Here is a 20,754-nt window from a genome sequence, read left to right as displayed (position 1 = left end):
AGTATTCACTGTAGACAATTGTCTCAATGCGCCCTTTGGGCTGAAAGTAGACCGAATTTCCGCCAAGGTCGAATAGGTCCAAAATACGAATGCTGACGTCCAATACGGGTCCCCTCCCGACTCCACGGCCAAGTTCAGGGCCAGGACAGTCACGGAAAACGTAGGTATTCCCCTGTATATAAGTAGATACTTTACCGAGCTTCTTCTTGGCATTAAATCAAGAGAGTCCCGAGCTGTCGCATAAACTTCGGGCCATCTAGTACCAATAGCCTGGTAAATTAGCCATAAAAATATTCCCCCTAAAGATCCGATTACGATTGACACACCCGCCCCCTAGAGTCTCGAATCTGAACCTCAGGTCCGGCCGACGAACCACCCGCGCAGGGTGCTCAGCCGCTTCTCCAGCTGCTCCCGGGAGGCCTGGGCCACGGCGGGGCCGCCGGAGATCTCCCGCAGGCGGTTGTGGATCACCCCGTGCGGCTGGCCGGACCGGGCCGCCCAGGCGGACACCGTCTTGGACAGCTCCGCGCGCAGCTCCTTCATCCGCCGGTGGTCCACGACGTCGGCGGGCTCGACCGCCTGCGCACGCGGCCGGCGCTGGATCTGCTCGGCCTGCCGCTGCCGCAGCAGGGCGGAGACCTGCTCGGCGTCCAGCAGGCCCGGGATGCCGAGGAAGTCCTGCTCCTCCTCCGAGCCGACCGCGCCGCCGAGACCGAACTCGCCGCCGTCGAAGAGCACCTTGTCGAAGCTCGCCCGGGACTCGAGGGCCTCGAACTTCTCCCGCGTCAGCGCGTCCGAGCCGCTCTCGGCCCGGTTGGCCTCCGCGATGAGGTCCTCCTCGGGGGCGTCCTCGAGGTCCTCGACGTCGACGGCGCCCTCCTTGCGGTCCAGCGCGTGGTCCCGCTCGAGCTCCATCTCGTTGGCCAGCAGCATGAGCGCGGGCACGGACGGCAGGAACACCGAGGCGGTCTCCCCACGCCGGCGGGAGCGCACGAAGCGGCCCACGGCCTGGGCGAAGAACAGGGGCGTGGACGTGGACGTGGCGTACACGCCCACGCACAGGCGGGGCACGTCCACGCCCTCGGACACCATGCGCACCGCCACCATCCACCGCTCGTCCGACGCGGCGAACTCCTCGATGCGATCCGAGGCCCCCTTGTCGTCCGAGAGGATCACGGCCGGCCGCTGGCCGGTCAGCGCCTCGAGCTGCGCGGCGTACGCGCGCGCGTCCTGGTGGTCCGTGGCGATCACGAGGCCGCCGGCGTCGGGCACGTTGCGGCGCACCTCGCTGAGCCGGCGGTCGGCCGCGCGCAGCACGGACGGGATCCACTCGCCCGCCGGGTCCAGCGCGGTGCGCCAGGCGGAGGCGGTGATGTCCTTCGTGGCGGCCTCGCCGAGCTGAGCCTCCATGACCTCGCCGGTGGAGGTCTTCCAGCGCATCTGGCCCGAGTAGGCCATGAAGATCACGGGGCGGACCACGTGGTCGCGCAGCGCCGGCCCGTAGCCGTACGTGTAGTCGGCCTTGGAGCGCTCGATGCCGTCCTGGCCGAGCTCGTAGCGGACGAAGGGGATGGAGGCGGTATCCGAGCGGAAGGGCGTGCCGGTCAGGGACAGCCGCCGCGTGGCCGGCTCGAACGCCTCACGGATGCCCTCGCCCCAGCTCAGGGCGTCGCCGCCGTGGTGGATCTCGTCCAGGATCACCAGCGTCTTGGCGGCCTCGGTGCGGTTCCGGTGCAGGACGGGCTTGTTCGCCACCTGGGCGTACGTCAGCGCCACCCCGCGGTACTCGGCGCCGTGCCGCCCGTCGGCGTTCTTGAAGTTCGGGTCGATCGCGATGCCGACGCGCGCGGCGTTGTCCGCCCACTGGCGCTTGAGGTGGTCCGTGGGCGCGACGACGGTCAGTCGCTGCACGACGCCGGAGTCCATCAGGATCTTGGCCACGCGCAGCGCGAACGTCGTCTTGCCCGCGCCGGGGGTCGCGACCGCCAGGAAGTCCTGCGGCGCGGTCTGGAGGTAGCGCTCCAGCGCCTCCTGCTGCCACTGGCGCAGCTTGGGGGCCGTCCCCCACGCCGCGCGCTCGGGCATGGCGGGGGGAAGGTCCTCGCCGATGTGGAACAGGTCGTGCTGGACGCTGCCGTCCGGGGTGCCGCTCGTCAGGGAGCGGCCGTCAGCCACGGCCGCGGCCTCCGAACCAGCCACCGCGCTTGCCGTCGCCGTCGCCGCCGTCCTGCGGCTCGCGCAGGCCCTCGTAGATCTCCTTGCACGTGGGGCACACGGGGAACTTGTTCGGGTCCCGGCCCGGCACCCACACCTTGCCGCACAGGGCGATCACGGGGGCACCGGTGACGGCGGACTCCGTGATCTTCTCCTTGCGGACGTAGTGGGCGAAGCGCTCGTGGTCGCCCGGCTCGATCTCCTGGCGCAGCTCCTCACGCTCGAGGACGGACGTGCCGCCGCCGGCGGGCGCGAAGGGGTCGTTCAGGTCGGGTTCGCCGGTCACACTCATGCGGGCCAGTCTAGCCGCGCCCCTCAGAAGGCGGCCACGGCCTGGTAGGTCTCGGCCTGCGCGCGGTCGTACCAGCGCGCCCCCAGGCGCACACCCAGCCACAGCGCGACGGCGCCCCACGCGAGCCCGAGCGCCACCGTCACCCACCCCCACACGGCGGCCCCGGTGACGAGCCGGACGACGAAGGGCACCAGGAACGGCACCGCGAGCGCCAGGCTGACCAGCATCGCGGCGCCCTGGACGAGCATCGTGCGCATGGCCGCGCCCTGCGGCGTCGCGAACGGGCTGTCCCCCGGCTTCGGAACCGGGTAGACGAAGCGGGCGGAGACGAACGCGGACAGCCCGGCGGTCGTCCCGAACAGGCCGAGGGCCAGGCCCAGCATCGGCGCCAGCAGGGACCAGTCCCCCGCCGCCGCCACCGTCGCCGTCGTCACGAGCAGGATCATCGGCACGCCCCAGCCCGCCAGGCCCAGGACCCGGCCCCAGCGGTCGTCCACGCCCCGCACGCCCGAGACGACCTGCAGGTGGAACGCCGTGTGGTCGTAGGCGATGTCCGCGGAGATCGAGTAGGCCAGGGACCAGGCGGTGATCGGCCCGAGGATCAGCAGCAGGCCCAGTCCGGGACCCCCCTCCGCGGCCATGCCCCCGGTGAACCACAGCAGGACGGCCATGAGCGGGATGATGATGAGCCCGGCCGCGTACCGCGGATCGGCCAGCCAGTAGCGCTGGGCGCGGGCCGCGATCGCGGTGCGCGGGCCCGTGGCCCGTCGGCCCAGCCAGCGCAGCGGCATCGGGTCCGCTCCCGCGGCGACGCGGCGGGACCGACCGCCGCCCACGGCCACCGGCTCCACGGTGCGGCGCACGGCCAGGTGCCACAGGGCCAGGGCGGCCAGGCACCAGGCCGCCGCCACCGCGAGGTGGAGCGCGACGGCGGCGCCGCGGCCCTCGGCGGCCGCCCACGCCGCGGCGGGGCCCGCCCCGAACGGGGTCCACGCCGCGCCGCGGGCGACCTGGGGCGCGATCGCCAGGAAGTCCTCGAACGACGCGATGGCCTGCGAGAGGGCGACGCCGCCGAGCATGAGCGGGATGAACAGCAGGACGGAGACGACGTCCCGCACCCGACGCCGGCTCGCGTAGGCGGCCAGGAGGCCGGCGAGGCCGGAGCCGATCGCCACGGCGGTCACCGCGGTCAGCGCGCCCCCGGCCAGGCCCGCCGCCAGCGCGGCCGGCCGGTCCCACCAGCTGGCCCCCAGGCCCACCAGCACGGCCAGCGTGGCGAGCCCGACCGGCGTCGTGAAGGCGCTCAGGACCAGCCCGGCGATGAGGGTGCGGGCCGGGACGGGGAAGAGCACGAAGCTGTGCGGGTCGAGGGTGGCGTCCACGCCCGTGACGAACGGCGGGATGACGAGCCAGGCGAGCACCACGACGGCGGCGGCCAGCACGGTCGTGGCGCCGCGGGCCTCGTCCGGCAGGGCGGGCAGGCCCGTGACGAGCAGCGTCACCGCCACGGCGGCCATGCCGAGCACGTACAGCGCGCCGAGCACGCTCATCACCAGGGTGAACGGGGACCGCCGCCACTGGTTCAGGGTCAGCGTCCAGCGCAGTCGGACGAGCGTCAGAGCCATGCCAGCCCCTCCGAGCCGTGGCGGCCGCCGACGAGGTCCACGAAGCGGTCCTCGAGGTCGTGCCCGTCCCGGACCTCCTCGAGCGTGCCGGCGGCCCGCAGCGTCCCGGCCGCGATCACGGCGACGTGGGTGCACATGCGCTGGACGAGGTCCATCACGTGGCTCGAGACGATCACGGTGCCGCCCCGCTCCACGTACGAGTGCAGGATGTCCCGGATGTTCGCGGCGGAGACCGGGTCCACGGCCTCGAACGGCTCGTCCAGGACGAGCAGGTCCGGGGCGTGGACCATGGCGGCCGCCAGGGACACCTTCTTGGTCATGCCGGCGGAGTAGTCGGCCACGAGCTTGCGGCCGGCGTCCTCCAGGTCCATCACCCGCAGCAGGTCCGCGGTCCGCTCGGCCACGGTGTCCGCGTCGAGGCCATGCAGCAGCCCGGCGTAGGTCATGAGCTGCGTGCCCGTGAGGCGGTCGAAGGTGCGCACGCCGTCGGCGAGCACGCCGACCCGTCGCTTGGCCTCGAGGGGCTGCTCCCACACGTCGACGCCGTGGATCCAGGCGCGGCCGTGGTCCGGGCGCAGCAGCCCGGTGGCCATCGACAGGGCCGTGGTCTTGCCCGCCCCGTTGGGCCCGACCACCCCGAAGAACGATCCGGCCGGGACGTCCAGGTCCAGCGCGTCCAGCGCCAGCTTGTCCCCGAACCGCTGGGTCAGCCCGCGCGTGACGAGGGCGAGGTCCGGATCGGGGGCGTCGGCCGCACGCCGACGGGCGGCGGCCGCCAGGTGGGCGGGGGCAGGCTCGGGCGCATGCGGAGACATGCCTGGGACCTTACCCACCGTCAGGCGGACACGGCGTCCTCCTCAGGGATGAACTGAGGGTCCCTCAGAACAGCGCTGCGGCCAGCCGACGCCGCGAGGCCTGCACACGGGGGTCGTCCGTGCCCACCACGGTGTAGAGGTCCACGAGGTGGGCGCGCGCCGTCTCCCGGTCGTCGCCGGGGTGGAGGGCGATGAACCGCACGAGCCGGGCGAAGGCGTCCTCCACGTGGCCGCCGAGCACGTCCAGGTCGGCGACGGCGAGCTGGGCGGCGACGTCGTCCGGGCCGTCCGCGGCGGCCGCGCGCACCGCCGCAGCGTCGGCGTCACGGGTGCGCAGCATGAGGCGGGCCGCGGACAGGCCCTGCTGGGCCACGGCGTCCGCGGGGCTGTCGGCCAGCGCCGCCTCCCACGCCGAGACGGCCCCGGGCAGGTCGTCGGCGGCGAGGGCCTCATGGGCGGCCCGGTGCAGCGGCGGCACGGGCGGAGCCTCCGCGGCCGCGGCGTCGGCGTCCTGGCGCGCCGGGGCGACGGGGGGCACGGTGCCGGCGACGCCGTTCTGACGGGCCACCTCGAGGATCTCCCCCATGAGCTGGCGCAGCGTCTCCTCCGGCACCTCCTGATTGACCAGCGGCACCGGCTGCCCCGCCACCACGGCCATGACCGCGGGGCCGGCCCCCAGGCCGAGCGCCTGCAGCACGGCGGGCTCCTTCGCCACGTCCAGACGCGCGAGCACGAGCCGTCCCGCCTGGGCGTCGACCGCGTCCGCGAACTGCCGGTAGAGCGCCTCGCTCGCCGCGTCCCCGGGCACGTGCAGGTGCAGCAGCACCGGCACCTGGGCGGAGAGCTGGACCAGCTGCTGCAGCAGACCCTGGTCGGCGTCCGCGATCACCCACGAGCCGCCGCCGGCGCCGGCGTCGGCCCCCGGCGCGGTCCGCCCGGCCGGGGCCGGGGTGCCGAGCGAGGACAGGTCGACGGCGCCGCGCAGGTGGGACGGGGCGTCGGAGGGGGGCTGGGCGGTCACGTCGGTCACGATCCTTCCGGTCCGGGTCCGCCCCGTCGCCGGCGCGAGGGGCGTTGTCACTGCGCCCCACGGTAGCCTCCCCGGCGTGGCGCGGTCAGGCCGGGGCCCTGACGTACGCTGAGCGCGTGGAGGAGAAGGAGACCGCATCCGGCCCGGACGCCGCCGGCGTCGCCGACGTCCGCGCCCCGGCCGAGCCCGAGGGCACCGAGCAGCCGCCCGTGGCCGGCATCCCCGTGGAGCCGGTCGGGGTGGCCGCCGCGCCGCCGTCGCACGGGCCGACGCCCGCCGGGCGTCGTCGACTGCCCCGCCTGGGCTCCGTCCTGCGGCGGCGCCGACCCTTCCTCGAGGAGGACCGGGTGGACCCCGAGTCGGTCCCCGTCGACGGCGCCGAGGATCCGGCGGTCGCGGCCGTGGCCGTCGAGTCCCCCGGGCTGACCGGCTTCCTGCTCGCAGTCGGCGTGGCCCTGGCCATCGGCGTCGTCTCGGTGCTGCGCACGAACGGACAGCTCATCGTGTGGATCGCCGCGGCCCTGTTCATCGCCCTGGGCCTGGATCCGCTGGTGCGCCGGGTCGAGTCCTGGGGCGCGCCCCGCTGGGTCGGCGTGCTCACGGCCGCGCTCGGCCTGGCCGCCGTGGCCGGGGCGTTCGTCGCCCTCCTGGTCCCCACGGTGATCGAGCAGTCCACGCAGCTGGTCCAGGACCTGCCGGCCATCATCGACGGGGTGATGACCGCCGAGTGGTTCGTGCAGCTCGACGAGGAGTTCCACCTCCAGGAGGCCGTTCGCGCCCAGACCGAGCGCCTCGCCGCCGACGGCGTCGCCGTCACCGACCTGTTCGGCGGGCTCCTCGGCTTCGGCCAGACCGTGCTGAACGCCGTCTTCTCGGTGCTCGTGGTGGTCGTGCTGACGCTGTACTTCCTCTCCTCCCTGCCGCACATGAAGTACTGGGCCTACCGGCTCGCACCGCGCTCGCGCCGGCCCCGGATCGAGGCGCTGTCCGAGCAGATCACCTCCTCGGTCGGCCACTACGTGATGGGCCAGTCCTTCGTGGCCGCCCTCAACGGCGCGGTGGCGTTCACGGCGCTGGCCATCGCCGGCGCCCCCTTCGCCGTCCTGCTCGCCGCGATCGCCGCCTTCATGGCGTTCATCCCGCTGGTGGGCGCCGCGATCGGCGGCACGCTGCTGACCCTCGTGAGCCTGCTGACGTCGTGGCAGACCGCCGCCGTGTTCGCGGCCATCTACTTCGTCTATCTGCAGATCGAGGCCTACGTCATCTCGCCGCGCGTCATGGCGCGCGCGGTGTCCGTGCCGGCGGCCGTGGCCGTGATCGCGGTGATCGCCGGAGGCGCGCTGCTGGGCGTCCTCGGCGCCCTCATGGCGATCCCGCTCGCCGCCGCGCTGCTGCTGCTGGTCCGCGAGGTCTTCATCCCCCGTCAGGACGCCCGGTAGGCCCACGACGGCGGCGCGGCCCGGACCGTCGCGGTCAGCGGCTCGGGCGGGTGCGCCAGCACACCGGGTGCCAGTGCCGCCGGTCCGCTCCCGCGTCCTCGTCCCCCATGATCCAGTCGGCGCGCCAGGCCACGAGGTGCGCCTGGCCCTGCCGGATCACCCGGCCGCAGCCGGGGCACGTGTAGTCCTTCACCGCGCGCCACGCGGGGATCTGCCGGACGTGCCAGCCGCCGTCGGACCCGGACTGGCGCGAGTAGCCCGCGTCCAGGCCGAGGAGCTCCTCGAGCGGGTCGGACCGCCCCGGCGACGGCCGGGACCGCCGGGAGACGCCGGAGGCCCCGCGCTCGCTCCGCCGAGGCGCGGACGAGCGGCGGGGACGGTTCGAACGGGGCATGTCCCCATGCTGACACACGAGCGGGTGGGCACGGTCCGCCTAGGATGGACCGGTGCGACTCGTCATTGCCCGCTGCTCCGTGACCTATGAGGGCCGCCTGAACGCCCACCTGCCCACCGCCACCCGCCTGCTCATGGTGAAGGCGGACGGCTCGGTGCTGGTGCACTCCGACGGCGGTTCCTACAAGCCCCTCAACTGGATGTCGCCGCCCGCGACCCTGCACGTGGAGGAGCCCTCCCCCGATCAGGCCGACCAGGGGGTGACGCAGGTCTGGCGCGTGCAGGCCAAGAAGTCCGACGACCGACTCATCGTGCTCATCGAGGAGGTCCTGGCGGACGACTCCCACGAGCTCGGCGTGGACCCCGGCCTCGTCAAGGACGGCGTGGAGGCGGATCTGCAGCGTCTGCTGGCCGAGCAGATCAGCCTGCTCGGCGACGGCCACACCCTCGTGCGCCGCGAGTACATGACGGCGATCGGCCCCGTGGACATCCTGGCCCGCGACGCCGACGGCGGCACCGTGGCGGTCGAGCTCAAGCGCCGTGGGGACATCGACGGGGTCGAGCAGCTCACCCGCTACCTCGAGCTGATGAACCGGGACCCGCTCCTGGCGCCCGTGCGCGGCGTGTTCGCGGCCCAGCAGATCAAGCCCCAGGCCCGCACCCTCGCCGAGGACCGCGGCATCCGCTGCGTCACCCTCGACTACGACGCGATGCGCGGCGTGGACGACGCCGAGTCCCGCCTGTTCTGAGGCGCCGGGCGGGCTCAGCGGCGCCAGAAGGACGACGCCGCGGACGGCCCCGCCTCGCTCCAGGCGCGCAGGGCGCCGGCGTCGTCGGGGTCGACGACGACGCGCACCGGACGTGTGCCGGCGCTCAGCTCCAGGACGGCCCGGCCGGCCTCGTCCGCCGGGAGGCGGTCGATCTGCAGGCGGCTCCGGTCCGCGCTCCAGCGCTCTCGCGAGAGGCGCCAGCCCCCGGTGAGGCGCAGGCGGGACTCGTCGTACACGCCGATCACACGCTCACGCCCCGGGCCCTCCCGCTCCAGGACCGCAGGGAAGGCGGCCGTGACACGGGCGAGGGCCCGGCGCCGCATCACCAGGGCGAGTGCCGACAGCACGATGACTGCCACCACGGTCGCCGAGGCGATGAGCACCGGGCCCTCCACCGTCAGGTCCTGCCGCGCCGCGTCAGGCCGCCGCGGCGTCGCCCAGCCGGGCGGACGTCGCGGCGATCACGACACGGTCGTGGTCCACGGAGAAGAAGCCGCCGCGGGCCTGCGCGGTGACGGTGCCGCCGTCCGTGGTCCGCACCACGACCTCGCCGTCGCCGAGGACGGCGAGCATCGGGGTGTGGCCCGGGAGGATGCCGATCTCACCGTTGACGGTGCGCGCCGACACGGCCGACGCGGCGCCCGACCAGATGGACCGCTCCTCGGAGACGATCTCGACGTTGAGCTCAGCCATGATCGATCAGCCCTCGGCCTGGATCTTGGCCCACTCGCGCTCGACGTCGTCCAGGCCGCCCACGTTGTAGAAGGCCTGCTCCGCGACGTGGTCCAGGTCGCCGTCGGCGATGGCCTTGAAGCCCTCGACGGTGTCCTTGACCGGCACGGTGGAGCCCTCGACGCCGGTGAACTGCTTGGCGGTGTAGGTGTTCTGCGAGAGGAACTGCTCGATCTTGCGGGCGCGGCCCACGGTGATCTTGTCCTCCTCGGAGAGCTCGTCCACACCGAGGATCGCGATGATGTCCTGCAGCTCCTTGTTCTTCTGCAGGATCTGCTTCACGCGGATGGCCACGTCGTAGTGGTCCTGGCCCACGTACTGCGGGTCGAGGATGCGCGAGGTCGAGGCCAGCGGGTCCACGGCCGGGTACAGGCCACGGGACGCGAGGTCACGGGTCAGGTTGGTGGTCGCGTCCAGGTGCGCGAACACGTTGGCCGGGGCCGGGTCGGTGTAGTCGTCCGCGGGGACGTACACGGCCTGCATCGAGGTGATGGAGTGGCCGCGGGTCGAGGTGATGCGCTCCTGGAGCACACCCATCTCGTCCGCCAGGTTCGGCTGGTAGCCCACGGCGGAGGGCATGCGGCCCAGCAGCGTGGAGACCTCGGAACCGGCCTGCGAGAAGCGGAAGATGTTGTCGATGAACAGCAGCACGTCCTGGTTCTGCACATCGCGGAAGTACTCCGCCATGGTCAGCGCGGACAGGGCCACACGCAGACGCGTGCCCGGCGGCTCGTCCATCTGGCCGAACACGAGGGCGGTGTCCTTCAGGACGTCCGCCTCGTCCATCTCGACCCAGAGGTCGTTGCCCTCACGGGTGCGCTCGCCGACGCCGGCGAACACGGAGGTGCCGCCGAAGTTGCGGGCCACACGGGTGATCATCTCCTGGATGAGCACGGTCTTGCCCACGCCGGCGCCGCCGAACAGGCCGATCTTGCCGCCCTTGATGTAGGGGGTCAGCAGGTCGATGACCTTGATGCCGGTCTCCAGCATCTCGGTGGAGCCCTCGAGGGACGCGAAGTTCGGGGCCGGGCGGTGGATCGGCCAGCGGTCCTCGGCCTGCAGCTGCGAGGCGGGCATGTCCAGGGTCTCGCCGAGCACGTTGAAGATGTGGCCCTTCACGGCGTCGCCGACCGGCACCGAGATGGGGGCGCCGGTGTCCACGACGTCGGTGCCGCGCACCAGGCCGTCGGTGGACTGCAGGGAGATGGCGCGGACCATGTTGTCGCCGAGGTGCTGGGCGACCTCGAAGGTGACCGTGCGGCGCTGGCCGTTGAGGTCGATCTCGGTGGTCAGCGCGTTGTAGATCTCCGGCATCGCGTTGGCCGGGAACTCGGCGTCGATCACGGGGCCGATGACGCGGGACACGCGTCCGGTGGCACCGCCGGTGGGGGTCCCGGTGCCCTGGTCAGTGATGGTGGCAGTCATCTCTCTCACTTCTATCGTGTGTGGATGGCGAGTCTGGTGAGTCCCGAACGGGCTCAGGAGTTGTTGAGCGCGTCCGCGCCCGCGATGAGCTCGGTGAGCTCCTGGGTGATCTCGGCCTGACGGGCGTTGTTCATCAGGAGCGTGTAGTCCTTGATGAGGCTCGTGGCGTTGTCGCCCGCCGACTTCATGGCGCGCTGACGGTTGGCGAGCTCCGAGGCCGCCGACTGCAGCATCGCGTTGAAGATGCGCGACTCGATGTACTTGGGCAGCAGTGCGTCGAGGACCTCCTCCGCGTCCGGCTCGTACTCGTAGAGCGGCAGCACGTCCTCGGCGGTGGCGGCCTCCTCCTCGACGACCTCGAGGGGCAGCAGGCGCACCACGTGGGGGTTCTGCTTCACGAGCGAGACGAACTCGGTGAACACGACGTGGATCTCGTCCACGCCGCCGTCCGCCGTGTCCGTGAGGAACGCGTCCACGAGCACCTCGCCGATCTCGGCGGCGCGCTCGGCGACGGGGGCGTCCGTCTGACCGGTCCACAGCTTCTTGTAGCCGCGGCCGCGGAAGTCGAAGTACGTCTGCGCCTTGCGGCCGACGACGTACACGTCCACGTCCTTGCCCTCCTCGCCGAGGCGGGAGAGGAGCTGCTCGGCCTTGCGCAGCACGTTCGCGGAGTACGCGCCGGCGAGGCCGCGGTCCGAGGACATGATGAGCACGGCCGCCCGGGTCGGGTTCTCGGGCTCCGTGGTGAGGACATGATCGATATCGTGCTGGCTCGACACGGCCGAGACGGCGCGGGTGATCGCGTTCGCGTAGGGCAGCGACGCGCTGACGCGCTCACGTGCCTTGGTGATGCGAGACGTGGCGATCAGCTCCATCGCCTTGAAGATCTTCTTCATCGACGACGTCGACGCGATCTTCTGACGGTAGACCCGGATCTGGGCTCCCATGGTGGTCCTTTCCCTGGCGGGAGGGCGGTCCGGCGTCGTCCCCGTGGGGTCCGACGCCGGACCGCTCCCTCACCGACCGGCGGTCAGCGCTTCTGCTTGGTGATCTGCTCCTGCGCGACCTGGTCCTGCTCGATCGCGCAGTGCTCCTCGTGGCCGGCCTGCACGCCGCCGTCCTCGGAGGACTGGAAGCCCTTGGAGAACTCGGCGACGGCAGACTCGAGCGCGGACACGGTGCCGTCCTCGAGCTTGCCGGTGGAGGCGATGTCGGTCAGGACGGAGGTGTGGCGACGCAGGTGGTCGATGAACTCGCGCTCGAAGCGCAGCACGTCCTGCACCGGCACCTCGTCGAGGTGGCCCTTGGAGCCGGCCCAGATGGACACGACCTGCTCCTCGACCGGGTAGGGCGAGTACTGCGGCTGCTTGAGCAGCTCCATGAGGCGCTCACCGCGGGCGAGCTGGCGGCGGGTGGCCGGGTCCAGGTCCGAGGCGAACATGGAGAACGCCTGCTGGTCGCGGTACTGCGCCAGGTCCAGCTTCAGCGTGCCGGAGACCTTCTTCATGGCCTTGACCTGGGCGGCGCCGCCCACGCGGGACACCGAGATGCCCACGTCCACGGCGGGACGCTGGTTGGCGTTGAACAGGTCCGACTGCAGGAAGATCTGGCCGTCGGTGATGGAGATGACGTTGGTCGGGATGTAGGCCGAGACGTCGTTCGCCTTGGTCTCGATGATCGGCAGGCCGGTCATCGAGCCCGCGCCCATCTCGTCCGAGAGCTTGGCGCAGCGCTCGAGGAGCCGGGAGTGCAGGTAGAAGACGTCGCCCGGGTAGGCCTCGCGGCCCGGCGGGCGGCGCAGCAGCAGGGAGACGGCGCGGTAGGCCTCGGCCTGCTTCGACAGGTCGTCGAAGATGATCAGCACGTGCTTGCCGCCGTACATCCAGTGCTGGCCGATGGCCGAGCCGGCGTAGGGGGCGAGGTACTTGAAGCCGGCCGGGTCGGACGCCGGGGAGGCCACGATGGTGGTGTACTCCAGGGCGCCGTGCTCCTCCAGCGTCGCGCGGACGCCGGCGATGGTGGAGGCCTTCTGGCCCACGGCCACGTAGACGCAGCGGACCTGCTTCTCGACGTCGCCCGACTCCCAGTTGGCCTTCTGGTTGAGGATCGTGTCGACGGCGATCGCGGTCTTGCCGGTCTGGCGGTCACCGATGATCAGCTGACGCTGGCCACGGCCGATCGGGATCATGGCGTCGATGGCCTTCATGCCGGTCTGCAGCGGTTCGTGGACCGACTTGCGCTCGGTCACGGTCGGCGCCTGCAGCTCGAGGGCACGGCGGCCCTCGGCCTCGATCGGGCCCAGGTCGTCGATGGGCTGGCCCAGCGGGTCCACCACGCGGCCCAGGAAGGCGTCGCCCACCGGGACGGAGAGGATCTCGCCGGTGCGCTGCACCTCCATGCCCTCGCGGATCTCCTGGAACTCGCCGAGGACGACGACACCGATCTCGCGGGTGTCGAGGTTCTGGGCCAGGCCCTGGATGCCGTTCTCGAAGCGCAGCAGCTCGTTCGCCATGACGGAGGGCAGACCCTCCACACGAGCGATGCCGTCCGCCGCGGAGATGACACGGCCGACCTCGGTGCGATCGGTGCCCGACGGTTCGTACGATGCCGCGAAATCGTTCAAGGCATTGCGGACATCGTCAGCGTTGATGGTCAATTCGGCCATCTGCAGTCCCTGCTCTCTGTGCTTGGTGATCATCGACGTGACGATGATGCTTACGTTCGTGGGTGTTCCGGATACGGGCGGGAGCCGGCGTCAGCCGGCCATCCGCCGCTGGAGGTCGTGGAGACGCGAGGCCATGGACCCGTCGACGACGTCGTCGCCGACCTGGACGCGGATGCCGCCCACCACGTGGGGGTCCACCGTCACGTCCATGACGAGATCGCGGCCGAAGGCGCGGCGCAGGCCCAGGGCCAGCCGCTCCTGCTGCTCGGCCTCGAGCGGCCGGGCCACGGTCACCTCGGCGATCCACTGGCGCTGCCGCTCGGCGACGACGTCCGCGGCCTTGCGGACGGCGGCGGACGGCTTCAGGCCGCGCGGGGCCGAGACGGCGCGTTCGACCAGCAGTCGGCCGGCCGGGCTGGCCGACTCACCCAGGAGACGACCGGCCAGAGCGGCCCGTGCCTCGAGGGGTGCGTGCTGATCGGTGAGCGCCCGCTGCACCTCGTGCGAGTCCTCGACCGTGCGGTTGAAGGCCAGCAGCTCGCCCGAGAGGGCAGCCAGGTCCGCGTGTCCGCCGCGTGCGGCCTCCGCGGCGGCCGCGTGCGCGGCCACCGTCTCGAGGGCGTCCCCGAGATCGCGCTCCGCCGACCAGCGGCGGCCGGCCAGGTCCTTGAGGACCTGCAGTGCACCGGGGGTCACCCGGGCGCCGAACAGCGAGTCGACGAGGCCGTGACGGCGCTCGGTGGTCCAGGCGGGGTCGGTCAGGGCGCGGCGCAGGGCGCCGTGCTCGTCCACCACGTCCAGCGCGCCGAACAGCTCGCGTGCCAGGGCCACGCCGCCCTCGTCCAGCACCGGACCGACAGCCTCCAGGGAGGCGGCCAGGGAGTCCCTCGATGCGCCCGTCATCATTCGGCGACACCTGCGCTCTGGTGACGGTCCAGGTCAGCCAGGAAGCGGTCGACCACGCGCTGCGAGCGGGCGTCGTCCTCGAGGGACTCGCCCACGATCTTGCCGGCCAGGGTCGTGGCCAGCGAGCCGACCTCGGCCTTGAGCTGCGCGGCGGCCTGCTGACGCTCGGCGGCGATCTGCGCCTGCGCCTGCTCGGAGATGCGCGTCGCCTCGGCGGTCGCGCGCTCGCGCGCCTCGGCCACGATCTCGGCGGCCTCGGTGCGGGCATCCTCGCGGATGCGATTCGCCTCGGTGCGGGCGTCCGCCAGCTGCGACTCGTAGTCCGCCATCATCGCGTTCGCCTCGGCCTGGGCCTTCTCAGCCTTGGCCAGACCGCCCTCGATCGCCTCGACACGGTCCTGGTAGGACTTCTCGAGGGTCGGGACGATGAACTTGATGACGATGAACATGAGCAGGGCGAAGCCCACCACGACGACGAGGATCTCCCACGGGTTGGGGATCAGGGGGTTGGCCCCCTCAGCCGCCGCGAGGATCAGTCCGTTGCTGATCATGTTTCAACCATCCTTCGGTCAAGAGTCCTGTGGAGAGGGAGCACCGACGGTCACACCGTGCGGGCGCTCCGTGGACGCGGCGCGTCAGGCGCCGATGACGAAGGCGAAGACGAGGCCCAGGATGGCGAGGGCCTCGGCGAGCGCGAAGCCCAGGAGGGCGATCGGCTGCAGGATGCGCTGGGCCTCCGGCTGACGGGCGACGCCGTTGATGTAGGCGGCGAAGATCAGGCCCACGCCGATGGCGGAGCCGATGGCGGCGAGGCCGTAGCCGATCATGTTGAGCGAACCGTGCAGTTCCATGGTGTTCCTTTCACGAGGCCGAGGTGTCCGGCCGGGTTGTGGAGGGTCGGCCTCCCGGGTGGTCCTCCTGCGGAGGGCCGGGAAGACTGGTGGCGGGCTCTCCCGCCGTACCGCGGCCGCCTGGGTCGTGCCCGAGGCGGCCCCGGAAGATCAGTGGTCGTTCGCGTCGATCGCGCCCTGGATGTAGATCGCGGTCAGCAGCGTGAAGACGAAGGCCTGCAGGTACATGATCAGCAGCTCGAGGAAGTACAGGGCCACCGAGCCGAGGATGACCAGGATGCCGGTCCCCTGCAGGGCCAGGCTGCCGGTCTGCGTGATCAGGTAGGCGGCGCCGGCGCCGGCCAGCATCACGATCATGTGGCCGGAGAGCATGGTGGCCATCAGACGCAGGGAGTGGGTCAGCGGGCGCACGATGAAGTTGGAGATGATCTCCAGCGGCACGAGCAGCGGCAGGATCCAGCCGGGCACACCGGAGGGCACGACGGCCAGCTTCAGGTAGCGCACGCCGTGGCGCTTGATGCCGACGCCGATCCAGATCGCGTAGACGATGAGGGCCAGGCCGTAGGCGGCGCCCGCGTGGGAGAAGGTCGGCAGCTGCAGCACCGGGATGGCGCCGAACAGGTTGTTCAGCAGCACGAAGAAGAAGATGGAGAAGAGCAGCGGGACCCACTGCTTGAAGTTCTTCTCGCCCAGGATGTCCTTCGCGATGTCGTTCCGGACGAAGGAGTAGCCGGACTCGGCGAGCCACTGGGCCTTGCCGGGCACGAGCCGGGGACGGCGCATGGCCCACGCGAAGAAGGCGGTGATGAGCACCACGGAGAGCAGGACGAGCAGCATCTGCTTGCCGAAGCCGGTGCCGTACTCCGCACCCCAGGGGAAGATCTCCGGGAGGTGACCATCAGAGATGGTGGGGGGCACGAATGATGCGTTGGCCAGCACGAGGGTCAGCACGCGGTTCCTCTCCGAAGTGATGCAGTCGACGGGACCGCAGCCTCGTCCCCGGACCACAGGCGGGCGCCGCGACATTGCGGGGGTACCGGTGCGATGCGAGACACGGATGGCGGCAGATGGGCGCCGTCGAAGTGTTCGCCGCCAACGATACCAAACGGTGACCCGTGCTCCGTACCGCAGAAGGGACCCACGGCATGGCCCCCGGCTCGGTGTCTTCGCCCCTCGGGCGGGTCAGTCGGCGTAGATCCCGCGGCGGGTCCGGGCGAACACGAGGACCTCCGCGGCCTGCCAGACGAGGATCGTCACGAGGGCGGCGATCGCCGCCGCGTCCGCCCGGACCCAGCCGGGGCGGGGCAGGACCCCCAGCAGCACCGCGAACACCGCGATCTTGAGCACGAACAGCCCCACGCTGACCGGCAGCGCCGCCTCGCGCGCCCGGTCCCAGACGAGTGCCGTCGTCGCCCCGGTGAGCGCCGAGAGCGCAAGCACCGCGCCGCCGCCCAGCAGGGCGCTCCCGGCCGCCTCCCCGCCGGCGGAGAGCAGCCACGCGGCGCACGTGATCGCCAGGGCAGCCCCCGCCGCGGCCAGGGACCACCCGAGGATCCCCCACCAGCCACGGCGGTTCTCCCAGCGGCGCCGGCGTCGGCGGCCGCCCGCCCCGGTCACGCGTCCCCCCGCTCGTCCGGGTGGGCCGCGGCGTCGTTCCGGACCGCGCGACGGCGCTCCACGATCGGATGCAGGGTGAGGTAGCCGGCTCCGGCCAGGGCCACGGCGAGCACGGGCAGGACGATCATGTGGTCCACGAAGTTCAGGGACACAGCGCCCCATGCCACGAGGAACGCCCAGAGCCAGAGCAGCGCGACGGCCTGCGCCTGGGTGTAGCCGCCGTCCACGAGCTTGTGGTGCAGGTGCCCGCGGTCCGCCGAGAAGGGGCTGGTGCCCTTGGCCGTCCGTCGCAGCACGGCCAGGGCGAGGTCCGCGAGCGGCAGGGCGAGGACGGCGACGGGCAGCAGGATCGGCATGTAGGCGGGGACGTTGCGGAAGCGCATCCCGTCCAGGGCGTTCACGTCGGCGGTCACGGCGACCGCGGCCGCGGCCATCAGCAGGCCGATGAGCATGGCCCCCACCTCGCCCATGAAGATGCGGGCCGGGGCAAGGTTCCACGGCAGGAAGCCCACGCACGCGCCGACGAGCAGGGCCATGAGCAGGGTGGCGAGGTTGGCGTAGTCGAACTGGTTGATGGTCCGCGTCAGCAGATATGAGTAGACGAAGAAGGCCGAGCCGCCGATCAGCGCGACGCCCGCCGCCAGGCCGTCCAGACCGTCCACGAAGTTGATCGCGTTCATCGTCAGCACCACGGCGAACACCGTGAGGATGACCTGCGTGGTCTCGTTCCCCACCGGGATCCAGCCCACCGGCATCGCCTCGATGCGGATCCCGCCGAGGGCCACCGCGAGTCCGGCCAGCACCTGGCCGGCCATCTTCACCCACCAGCGCAGGTCCCACATGTCGTCGGCGATGCCCACGACGAGCACGACGGCGACGGCGACCAGGAGCCCGCGCATCGCGGCGTCGTCCGCGTAGATCCCCTGGAGGAACGGCACGATGCCCCCGACGGCGAATCCCACCAGCACGGCCGCGGCCATGGCCACGCCGCCCAGCTTCGGCACGGGGTGCCGGTGCACATCCCGCTGGCGCAGCGGGGTGAACACGCGCGCGCGCAGCCCCAGCCGGCGCATGAGGGGCGTCAGGGCCCCGCAGGCGACGGCCGTGACCATGACCAGGACGAGATACGCGCGCATGGGGGCCGGTCAGGCCTCCCGGTCGGCGGGGCGCGCCGCAGCGGTGTCCTCGGCGGCCGCGATCCGCTCGGCGGCGACCGGCGGCTCCTCGCCCTCGGCGAGCAGGTCCGGCACCACCGCGCGCAGTTCCTCCAGGGGCACGGAGCCCTGCCGGGCGACGCGGAACGGGGTGACGGTGCAGTCCACGATCGTCGAGGGATCCCGGCTCTCGCGGGGGCCGGCGTCGAGGTAGAGGGCCACGGACTCCCCCAGCATCGAGCGGGCGGCGTCGGCGGTGGTGGCGGCGTCCATGCCGGTGCGGTTCGCGCTGGAGACGGCCATGGGGCCGACGGCGTAGAGCAGTTCGCGGGCCACCGCGTCGTCGGGCACGCGCAGGGCGACGGTGCCGCGGGTCTCGCCGAGGTCCCAGGTCAGCGTGGGCTGGGACTTGAGGATGAGCGTGAGGGCGCCGGGCCAGAAGCGCTCGGCGAGGGCCTCGGCCTCCTCCGGCACGTCGTACGCGAGGCCGGCCATGACGCGGCGGTCCGCGATGAGCACGGGCGGCGGCATGGTGCGGCCACGGCCCTTGGCGGCCAGCAGCACGGCCACGGCCAGGGGGGAGAACGCGTCCGCTCCGATGCCGTAGACGGTGTCCGTCGGCAGGACCACGCAGCCGCGGTCCGCGAGGACCTCGCGGGCGCGGGCCACGGCATTCTCGAGGGCGGCCGGATCCGAGACGTCGATGAAGTCACTCACGTAGGTCATTCTTCCACCTCCGCGCCCGCCGCGGCTTCGCAGGACCGGCGCGCCGTCAGGAACCGGTCTCGTCCGGTGAGGTCCGGGTGCACGCGGACGCCCGTGAACCGGGGGTCCGCGCCGAGGGCGGCCAGGAGGGCCGGGCCCTGCGTCTCGTGGTGCTCCATGGCGAAGAGGCCGCCCGGGGCGAGCAGGTCCGCCGCCCGGTGCGCGATGGCCCGCGGGATCCGCAGCCCGGGCGCGTCCCCGCCGTAGAGCGCCCGCGCCGGGTCCAGTCGGGCCTCCGGTTGGACGGGCACCTCGGCCTCGGGCACGTAGGGCGGGTTGCTCACGACGACGTCCACGCGGCCCTCGAGGTCGGGGCATGCGACAAGGGCATCACCTTGTCGCAGGTCGACCCCGCGCGGGGCGAGGTTCCGCCGGGCCCAGTCGGCCGCCGTCGGGTCGAGCTCGACGGCGGTGACGGCGAGCGGGCGGCCCCGCGCCTCGCCCCACGCCGCGACGGCCGCGGCGATCGCACCGGAGCCGGTGCACAGGTCCACCACGACGCCCGCCGCGGGCCGCGCGGCCAGGTCGGCCACGACGGTCTCCACGAGCAGCTCGGTCTCCGGCCGCGGAACGAAGACGCCCGGGCCGACCGCCAGGTCGAGCCCGTGGAAGTGCGCGACACCGGTCAGGTGCTGGACGGGCTCGCGGGCGGCGCGGCGCCCGACGAGCGCCTCGAACGCCGCCGCCTGCGCGGGTTCGGCCACGGCCCCGGCGAACACCCGGGCCAGCAGCGCGCCGCGGTCGAGTCCGAGCACATGGGCCAGCAGCAGCTCGGCGTCCACGCGCGGCGAGTCGGCGCCCGCCGCGGTCAGGCGGGCGGCGGCGTCGCGCAGCAGCGCGGACCAGGCCGGTGCGCTCACGCGTCCCCGCCCAGCGCGGCGAGCCGCCGCTCCTCGTCGAGGGCGAGGCAGGAGGCGATCACGGCCTCGAGGTCGCCGTCGAGGACCGCGTCGAGGTTGTGCGCCTTGTAGCCGGTGCGGTGGTCCGCGATCCGGTTCTCCGGGAAGTTGTAGGTGCGGATGCGTTCCGAGCGGTCCATGGTGCGCACCTGCGCGGCGCGCGCCGCGGAGTCCTCGGCGTCCTGCTCCGCCCGCTGCCGCTCGAGCAGCCGCGACCGCAGCACGCGCAGCGCGGCCTCGCGGTTCTGGATCTGGGACTTCTCGTTCTGCATGGAGACGACGATCCCCGTGGGCAGGTGCGTCAGGCGCACCGCGGAGTCGGTCGTGTTGACGGACTGGCCGCCCGGCCCGGAGGAGCGGAAGACGTCCACCTTGAGGTCGTTCGGATCGAGGTGGACCTCGTCCGGGGCGTCCACCTCGGGCAGCACGAGCACGCCGGCGGCGGAGGTGTGGATGCGGCCCTGGGACTCGGTGACGGGCACGCGTTGCACGCGGTGCACGCCGCCCTCGAACTTGAGCCGGGCGTAGACGCCGTCGGCCGGGTCGGCCGCGCTCCCCCGCACCGCCACATGGACGTCCTTGTAGCCGCCCAGGTCGGAGTGCGTGGCGGAGAGGACCTCCGTCTTCCAGCCCCGGGACTCGGCGTAGCGCAGGTACATGCGCAGCAGGTCGCCGGCGAACAGGGCCGCCTCCTCGCCGCCCTCGCCGCCCTTGATCTCGAGGATCACGTCGCGCGCGTCGTCGGGGTCGCGCGGGATCAGCAGCCGGCGCAGCCGTTCGGCGGCCTCCGCCTCGGCCGCCTCCAGACCGGGCACCTCGGCCGCGAAGGCCGCCGCGTCGTCGTCGCCGGCCGCGGCCAGCTCCCGCGCGTCGGCCAGCTCCTCCGCCGCCGCCGACCAGGCGCGGTGGGCCGTCACCACGGCGCCGAGCTCGGCGAACCGCCGGTTCAGCCGCCGGGCGAGTGCCGGGTCCTGGTGCACCGCCGGGTCGGACAGGCGCGCCGTCAGCTCGCGATGCTCCGCCAGGAGCCGATCCACGGCCTCGCGCCGCTGGTCCGAATCGAACACGTGCGTGCCTCTCCTCCTCCGGCCTCAACGGGCCGGGCTGTCCGACGCGGACGGCCCCGCCCCGTCCGGCGGAGACGAGCTCCCCCGGGCGAGAC

At 72.6% G+C, this 20,754-nt stretch carries 22 protein-coding genes; 2 read left to right on the top strand and 20 right to left on the bottom strand.

The features are described 5' to 3' along the window. Nucleotides 1-354: 354 nt before the first annotated feature. From ACZ1IK_RS08255 to ACZ1IK_RS08235, 5 genes are all read right to left on the bottom strand, one after another. Entirely contained in the window at nt 355-2,085 is a 1,731-nt protein-coding gene (locus ACZ1IK_RS08255; protein ID WP_242821230.1) for a DEAD/DEAH box helicase, read from the bottom strand. A gap of 82 nt (nt 2,086-2,167) precedes the next feature. After that, nucleotides 2,168-2,506 carry a DUF3039 domain-containing protein gene (locus ACZ1IK_RS08250; protein ID WP_044659196.1) on the bottom strand — a complete coding sequence of 113 codons (339 nt, stop codon included), beginning with the start codon at nt 2,504-2,506 and terminating at the stop codon, nt 2,168-2,170. A 23-nt stretch (nt 2,507-2,529) separates the two neighbouring features. Further along, a complete protein-coding gene (locus tag ACZ1IK_RS08245; protein WP_036313027.1) occupies nt 2,530-4,131 on the bottom strand; it encodes a Tat (twin-arginine translocation) pathway signal sequence in 1,602 nt (533 codons plus the stop codon). Further along, nucleotides 4,122-4,946 (bottom strand): ABC transporter ATP-binding protein, encoded by an 825-nt coding sequence (locus tag ACZ1IK_RS08240; RefSeq protein ID WP_044659201.1) that lies wholly within the window; start codon nt 4,944-4,946, stop codon nt 4,122-4,124. Before ACZ1IK_RS08240 ends, ACZ1IK_RS08245 begins: the two co-directional genes overlap by 10 nt. 64 nt (nt 4,947-5,010) lie before the next feature. Then, the gene (locus ACZ1IK_RS08235) at nt 5,011-5,967 is read right to left on the bottom strand and encodes a co-chaperone YbbN (protein WP_225348405.1); all 957 of its coding nucleotides are present in this window, start codon (nt 5,965-5,967) and stop codon (nt 5,011-5,013) included. 125 nt (nt 5,968-6,092) lie between these two features. Here ACZ1IK_RS08235 and ACZ1IK_RS08230 point away from each other — a divergent pair, with 125 nt between their 5' ends. After that, entirely contained in the window at nt 6,093-7,415 is a 1,323-nt protein-coding gene (locus ACZ1IK_RS08230) for an AI-2E family transporter (protein ID WP_036382174.1), read from the top strand. Nucleotides 7,416-7,449: 34 nt separating this feature from the next. Here the strand turns inward: ACZ1IK_RS08230 and ACZ1IK_RS08225 are convergent, their stop codons facing one another. Next, the gene (locus ACZ1IK_RS08225; protein ID WP_036382177.1) at nt 7,450-7,809 is read right to left on the bottom strand and encodes a hypothetical protein; all 360 of its coding nucleotides are present in this window, start codon (nt 7,807-7,809) and stop codon (nt 7,450-7,452) included. A 52-nt stretch (nt 7,810-7,861) separates the two neighbouring features. Here ACZ1IK_RS08225 and nucS point away from each other — a divergent pair, with 52 nt between their 5' ends. After that, entirely contained in the window at nt 7,862-8,557 is a 696-nt protein-coding gene (gene nucS, locus ACZ1IK_RS08220; RefSeq protein WP_002857250.1) for an endonuclease NucS, read from the top strand. A gap of 14 nt (nt 8,558-8,571) precedes the next feature. Here the strand turns inward: nucS and ACZ1IK_RS08215 are convergent, their stop codons facing one another. The 14 genes from ACZ1IK_RS08215 to prfA all read right to left on the bottom strand — a co-directional run bounded on the left by ACZ1IK_RS08215 (nt 8,572) and on the right by prfA (nt 20,659). Beyond that, nucleotides 8,572-8,961 carry a DUF2550 family protein gene (locus ACZ1IK_RS08215; RefSeq protein WP_230259842.1) on the bottom strand — a complete coding sequence of 130 codons (390 nt, stop codon included), beginning with the start codon at nt 8,959-8,961 and terminating at the stop codon, nt 8,572-8,574. Nucleotides 8,962-8,995: 34 nt separating this feature from the next. Next, nucleotides 8,996-9,271, bottom strand: coding sequence for a F0F1 ATP synthase subunit epsilon (locus ACZ1IK_RS08210; protein WP_036313044.1), 276 nt, complete (start codon nt 9,269-9,271; stop codon nt 8,996-8,998). A gap of 6 nt (nt 9,272-9,277) precedes the next feature. Continuing rightward, nucleotides 9,278-10,735, bottom strand: coding sequence for a F0F1 ATP synthase subunit beta (gene atpD, locus ACZ1IK_RS08205; RefSeq protein WP_044659202.1), 1,458 nt, complete (start codon nt 10,733-10,735; stop codon nt 9,278-9,280). A gap of 53 nt (nt 10,736-10,788) precedes the next feature. Beyond that, nucleotides 10,789-11,682 carry a F0F1 ATP synthase subunit gamma gene (locus tag ACZ1IK_RS08200; RefSeq protein WP_044659203.1) on the bottom strand — a complete coding sequence of 298 codons (894 nt, stop codon included), beginning with the start codon at nt 11,680-11,682 and terminating at the stop codon, nt 10,789-10,791. Between the two features lie 83 nt (nt 11,683-11,765). Next, nucleotides 11,766-13,400 carry a F0F1 ATP synthase subunit alpha gene (atpA, locus tag ACZ1IK_RS08195; protein WP_354403125.1) on the bottom strand — a complete coding sequence of 545 codons (1,635 nt, stop codon included), beginning with the start codon at nt 13,398-13,400 and terminating at the stop codon, nt 11,766-11,768. 90 nt (nt 13,401-13,490) lie between these two features. Further along, the gene (locus tag ACZ1IK_RS08190; RefSeq protein ID WP_465098458.1) at nt 13,491-14,303 is read right to left on the bottom strand and encodes a F0F1 ATP synthase subunit delta; all 813 of its coding nucleotides are present in this window, start codon (nt 14,301-14,303) and stop codon (nt 13,491-13,493) included. Continuing rightward, complete coding sequence (locus ACZ1IK_RS08185) at nt 14,303-14,857, bottom strand: F0F1 ATP synthase subunit B (protein WP_044659204.1); 555 nt, start codon at nt 14,855-14,857, stop codon at nt 14,303-14,305. The genes ACZ1IK_RS08190 and ACZ1IK_RS08185 overlap by 1 nt, the downstream gene beginning before the upstream one ends. Before the next feature lie 84 nt (nt 14,858-14,941). Next, on the bottom strand, nt 14,942-15,157 hold the full coding sequence (locus ACZ1IK_RS08180) for an ATP synthase subunit C (protein WP_002857264.1): 216 nt from the start codon (nt 15,155-15,157) through the stop codon (nt 14,942-14,944). Nucleotides 15,158-15,307: 150 nt separating this feature from the next. After that, entirely contained in the window at nt 15,308-16,108 is an 801-nt protein-coding gene (gene atpB, locus ACZ1IK_RS08175; RefSeq protein ID WP_036382182.1) for a F0F1 ATP synthase subunit A, read from the bottom strand. A gap of 231 nt (nt 16,109-16,339) precedes the next feature. Continuing rightward, a complete protein-coding gene (locus ACZ1IK_RS08170; RefSeq protein ID WP_036341344.1) occupies nt 16,340-16,774 on the bottom strand; it encodes a hypothetical protein in 435 nt (144 codons plus the stop codon). Continuing rightward, nucleotides 16,771-17,910 (bottom strand): MraY family glycosyltransferase, encoded by a 1,140-nt coding sequence (locus ACZ1IK_RS08165; RefSeq protein ID WP_203552478.1) that lies wholly within the window; start codon nt 17,908-17,910, stop codon nt 16,771-16,773. Before ACZ1IK_RS08165 ends, ACZ1IK_RS08170 begins: the two co-directional genes overlap by 4 nt. Nucleotides 17,911-17,919: 9 nt before the next feature. Continuing rightward, nucleotides 17,920-18,654, bottom strand: coding sequence for an L-threonylcarbamoyladenylate synthase (locus ACZ1IK_RS08160; protein ID WP_044659206.1), 735 nt, complete (start codon nt 18,652-18,654; stop codon nt 17,920-17,922). Continuing rightward, complete coding sequence (gene prmC / locus ACZ1IK_RS08155; RefSeq protein WP_044659207.1) at nt 18,651-19,553, bottom strand: peptide chain release factor N(5)-glutamine methyltransferase; 903 nt, start codon at nt 19,551-19,553, stop codon at nt 18,651-18,653. The genes ACZ1IK_RS08160 and prmC overlap by 4 nt, the downstream gene beginning before the upstream one ends. Beyond that, nucleotides 19,550-20,659, bottom strand: a complete 1,110-nt coding sequence (prfA, locus tag ACZ1IK_RS08150; protein WP_044659208.1) for a peptide chain release factor 1 — start codon at nt 20,657-20,659, stop codon at nt 19,550-19,552. Before prfA ends, prmC begins: the two co-directional genes overlap by 4 nt. Between the last annotated feature and the right edge of the window lie 95 nt (nt 20,660-20,754).

The sequence above is a fragment of the Micrococcus sp. CS26 genome (genome assembly GCF_055522295.1).
Note: the sequence above shows the minus strand (reverse complement) of the source record. Positions and strands in the feature narration are given on the sequence as shown.

Coding starts and splice junctions, on each gene's coding strand:
- ACZ1IK_RS08255 (WP_242821230.1), bottom strand. CDS start 2,085: ATGCCCGAGCGCGCGGCGTGGGGGACGGCCCCCAAGCTGCGCCAGTGG.
- ACZ1IK_RS08250 (WP_044659196.1), bottom strand. CDS start 2,506: ATGAGTGTGACCGGCGAACCCGACCTGAACGACCCCTTCGCGCCCGCC.
- ACZ1IK_RS08245 (WP_036313027.1), bottom strand. CDS start 4,131: ATGGCTCTGACGCTCGTCCGACTGCGCTGGACGCTGACCCTGAACCAG.
- ACZ1IK_RS08240 (WP_044659201.1), bottom strand. CDS start 4,946: ATGTCTCCGCATGCGCCCGAGCCTGCCCCCGCCCACCTGGCGGCCGCC.
- ACZ1IK_RS08225 (WP_036382177.1), bottom strand. CDS start 7,809: ATGCCCCGTTCGAACCGTCCCCGCCGCTCGTCCGCGCCTCGGCGGAGC.
- ACZ1IK_RS08210 (WP_036313044.1), bottom strand. CDS start 9,271: ATGGCTGAGCTCAACGTCGAGATCGTCTCCGAGGAGCGGTCCATCTGG.
- atpD (WP_044659202.1), bottom strand. CDS start 10,735: ATGACTGCCACCATCACTGACCAGGGCACCGGGACCCCCACCGGCGGT.
- ACZ1IK_RS08200 (WP_044659203.1), bottom strand. CDS start 11,682: ATGGGAGCCCAGATCCGGGTCTACCGTCAGAAGATCGCGTCGACGTCG.
- atpA (WP_354403125.1), bottom strand. CDS start 13,400: ATGGCCGAATTGACCATCAACGCTGACGATGTCCGCAATGCCTTGAAC.
- ACZ1IK_RS08190 (WP_465098458.1), bottom strand. CDS start 14,303: ATGACGGGCGCATCGAGGGACTCCCTGGCCGCCTCCCTGGAGGCTGTC.
- ACZ1IK_RS08185 (WP_044659204.1), bottom strand. CDS start 14,857: ATGATCAGCAACGGACTGATCCTCGCGGCGGCTGAGGGGGCCAACCCC.
- ACZ1IK_RS08180 (WP_002857264.1), bottom strand. CDS start 15,157: ATGGAACTGCACGGTTCGCTCAACATGATCGGCTACGGCCTCGCCGCC.
- ACZ1IK_RS08165 (WP_203552478.1), bottom strand. CDS start 17,910: ATGCGCGCGTATCTCGTCCTGGTCATGGTCACGGCCGTCGCCTGCGGG.
- ACZ1IK_RS08160 (WP_044659206.1), bottom strand. CDS start 18,654: ATGACCTACGTGAGTGACTTCATCGACGTCTCGGATCCGGCCGCCCTC.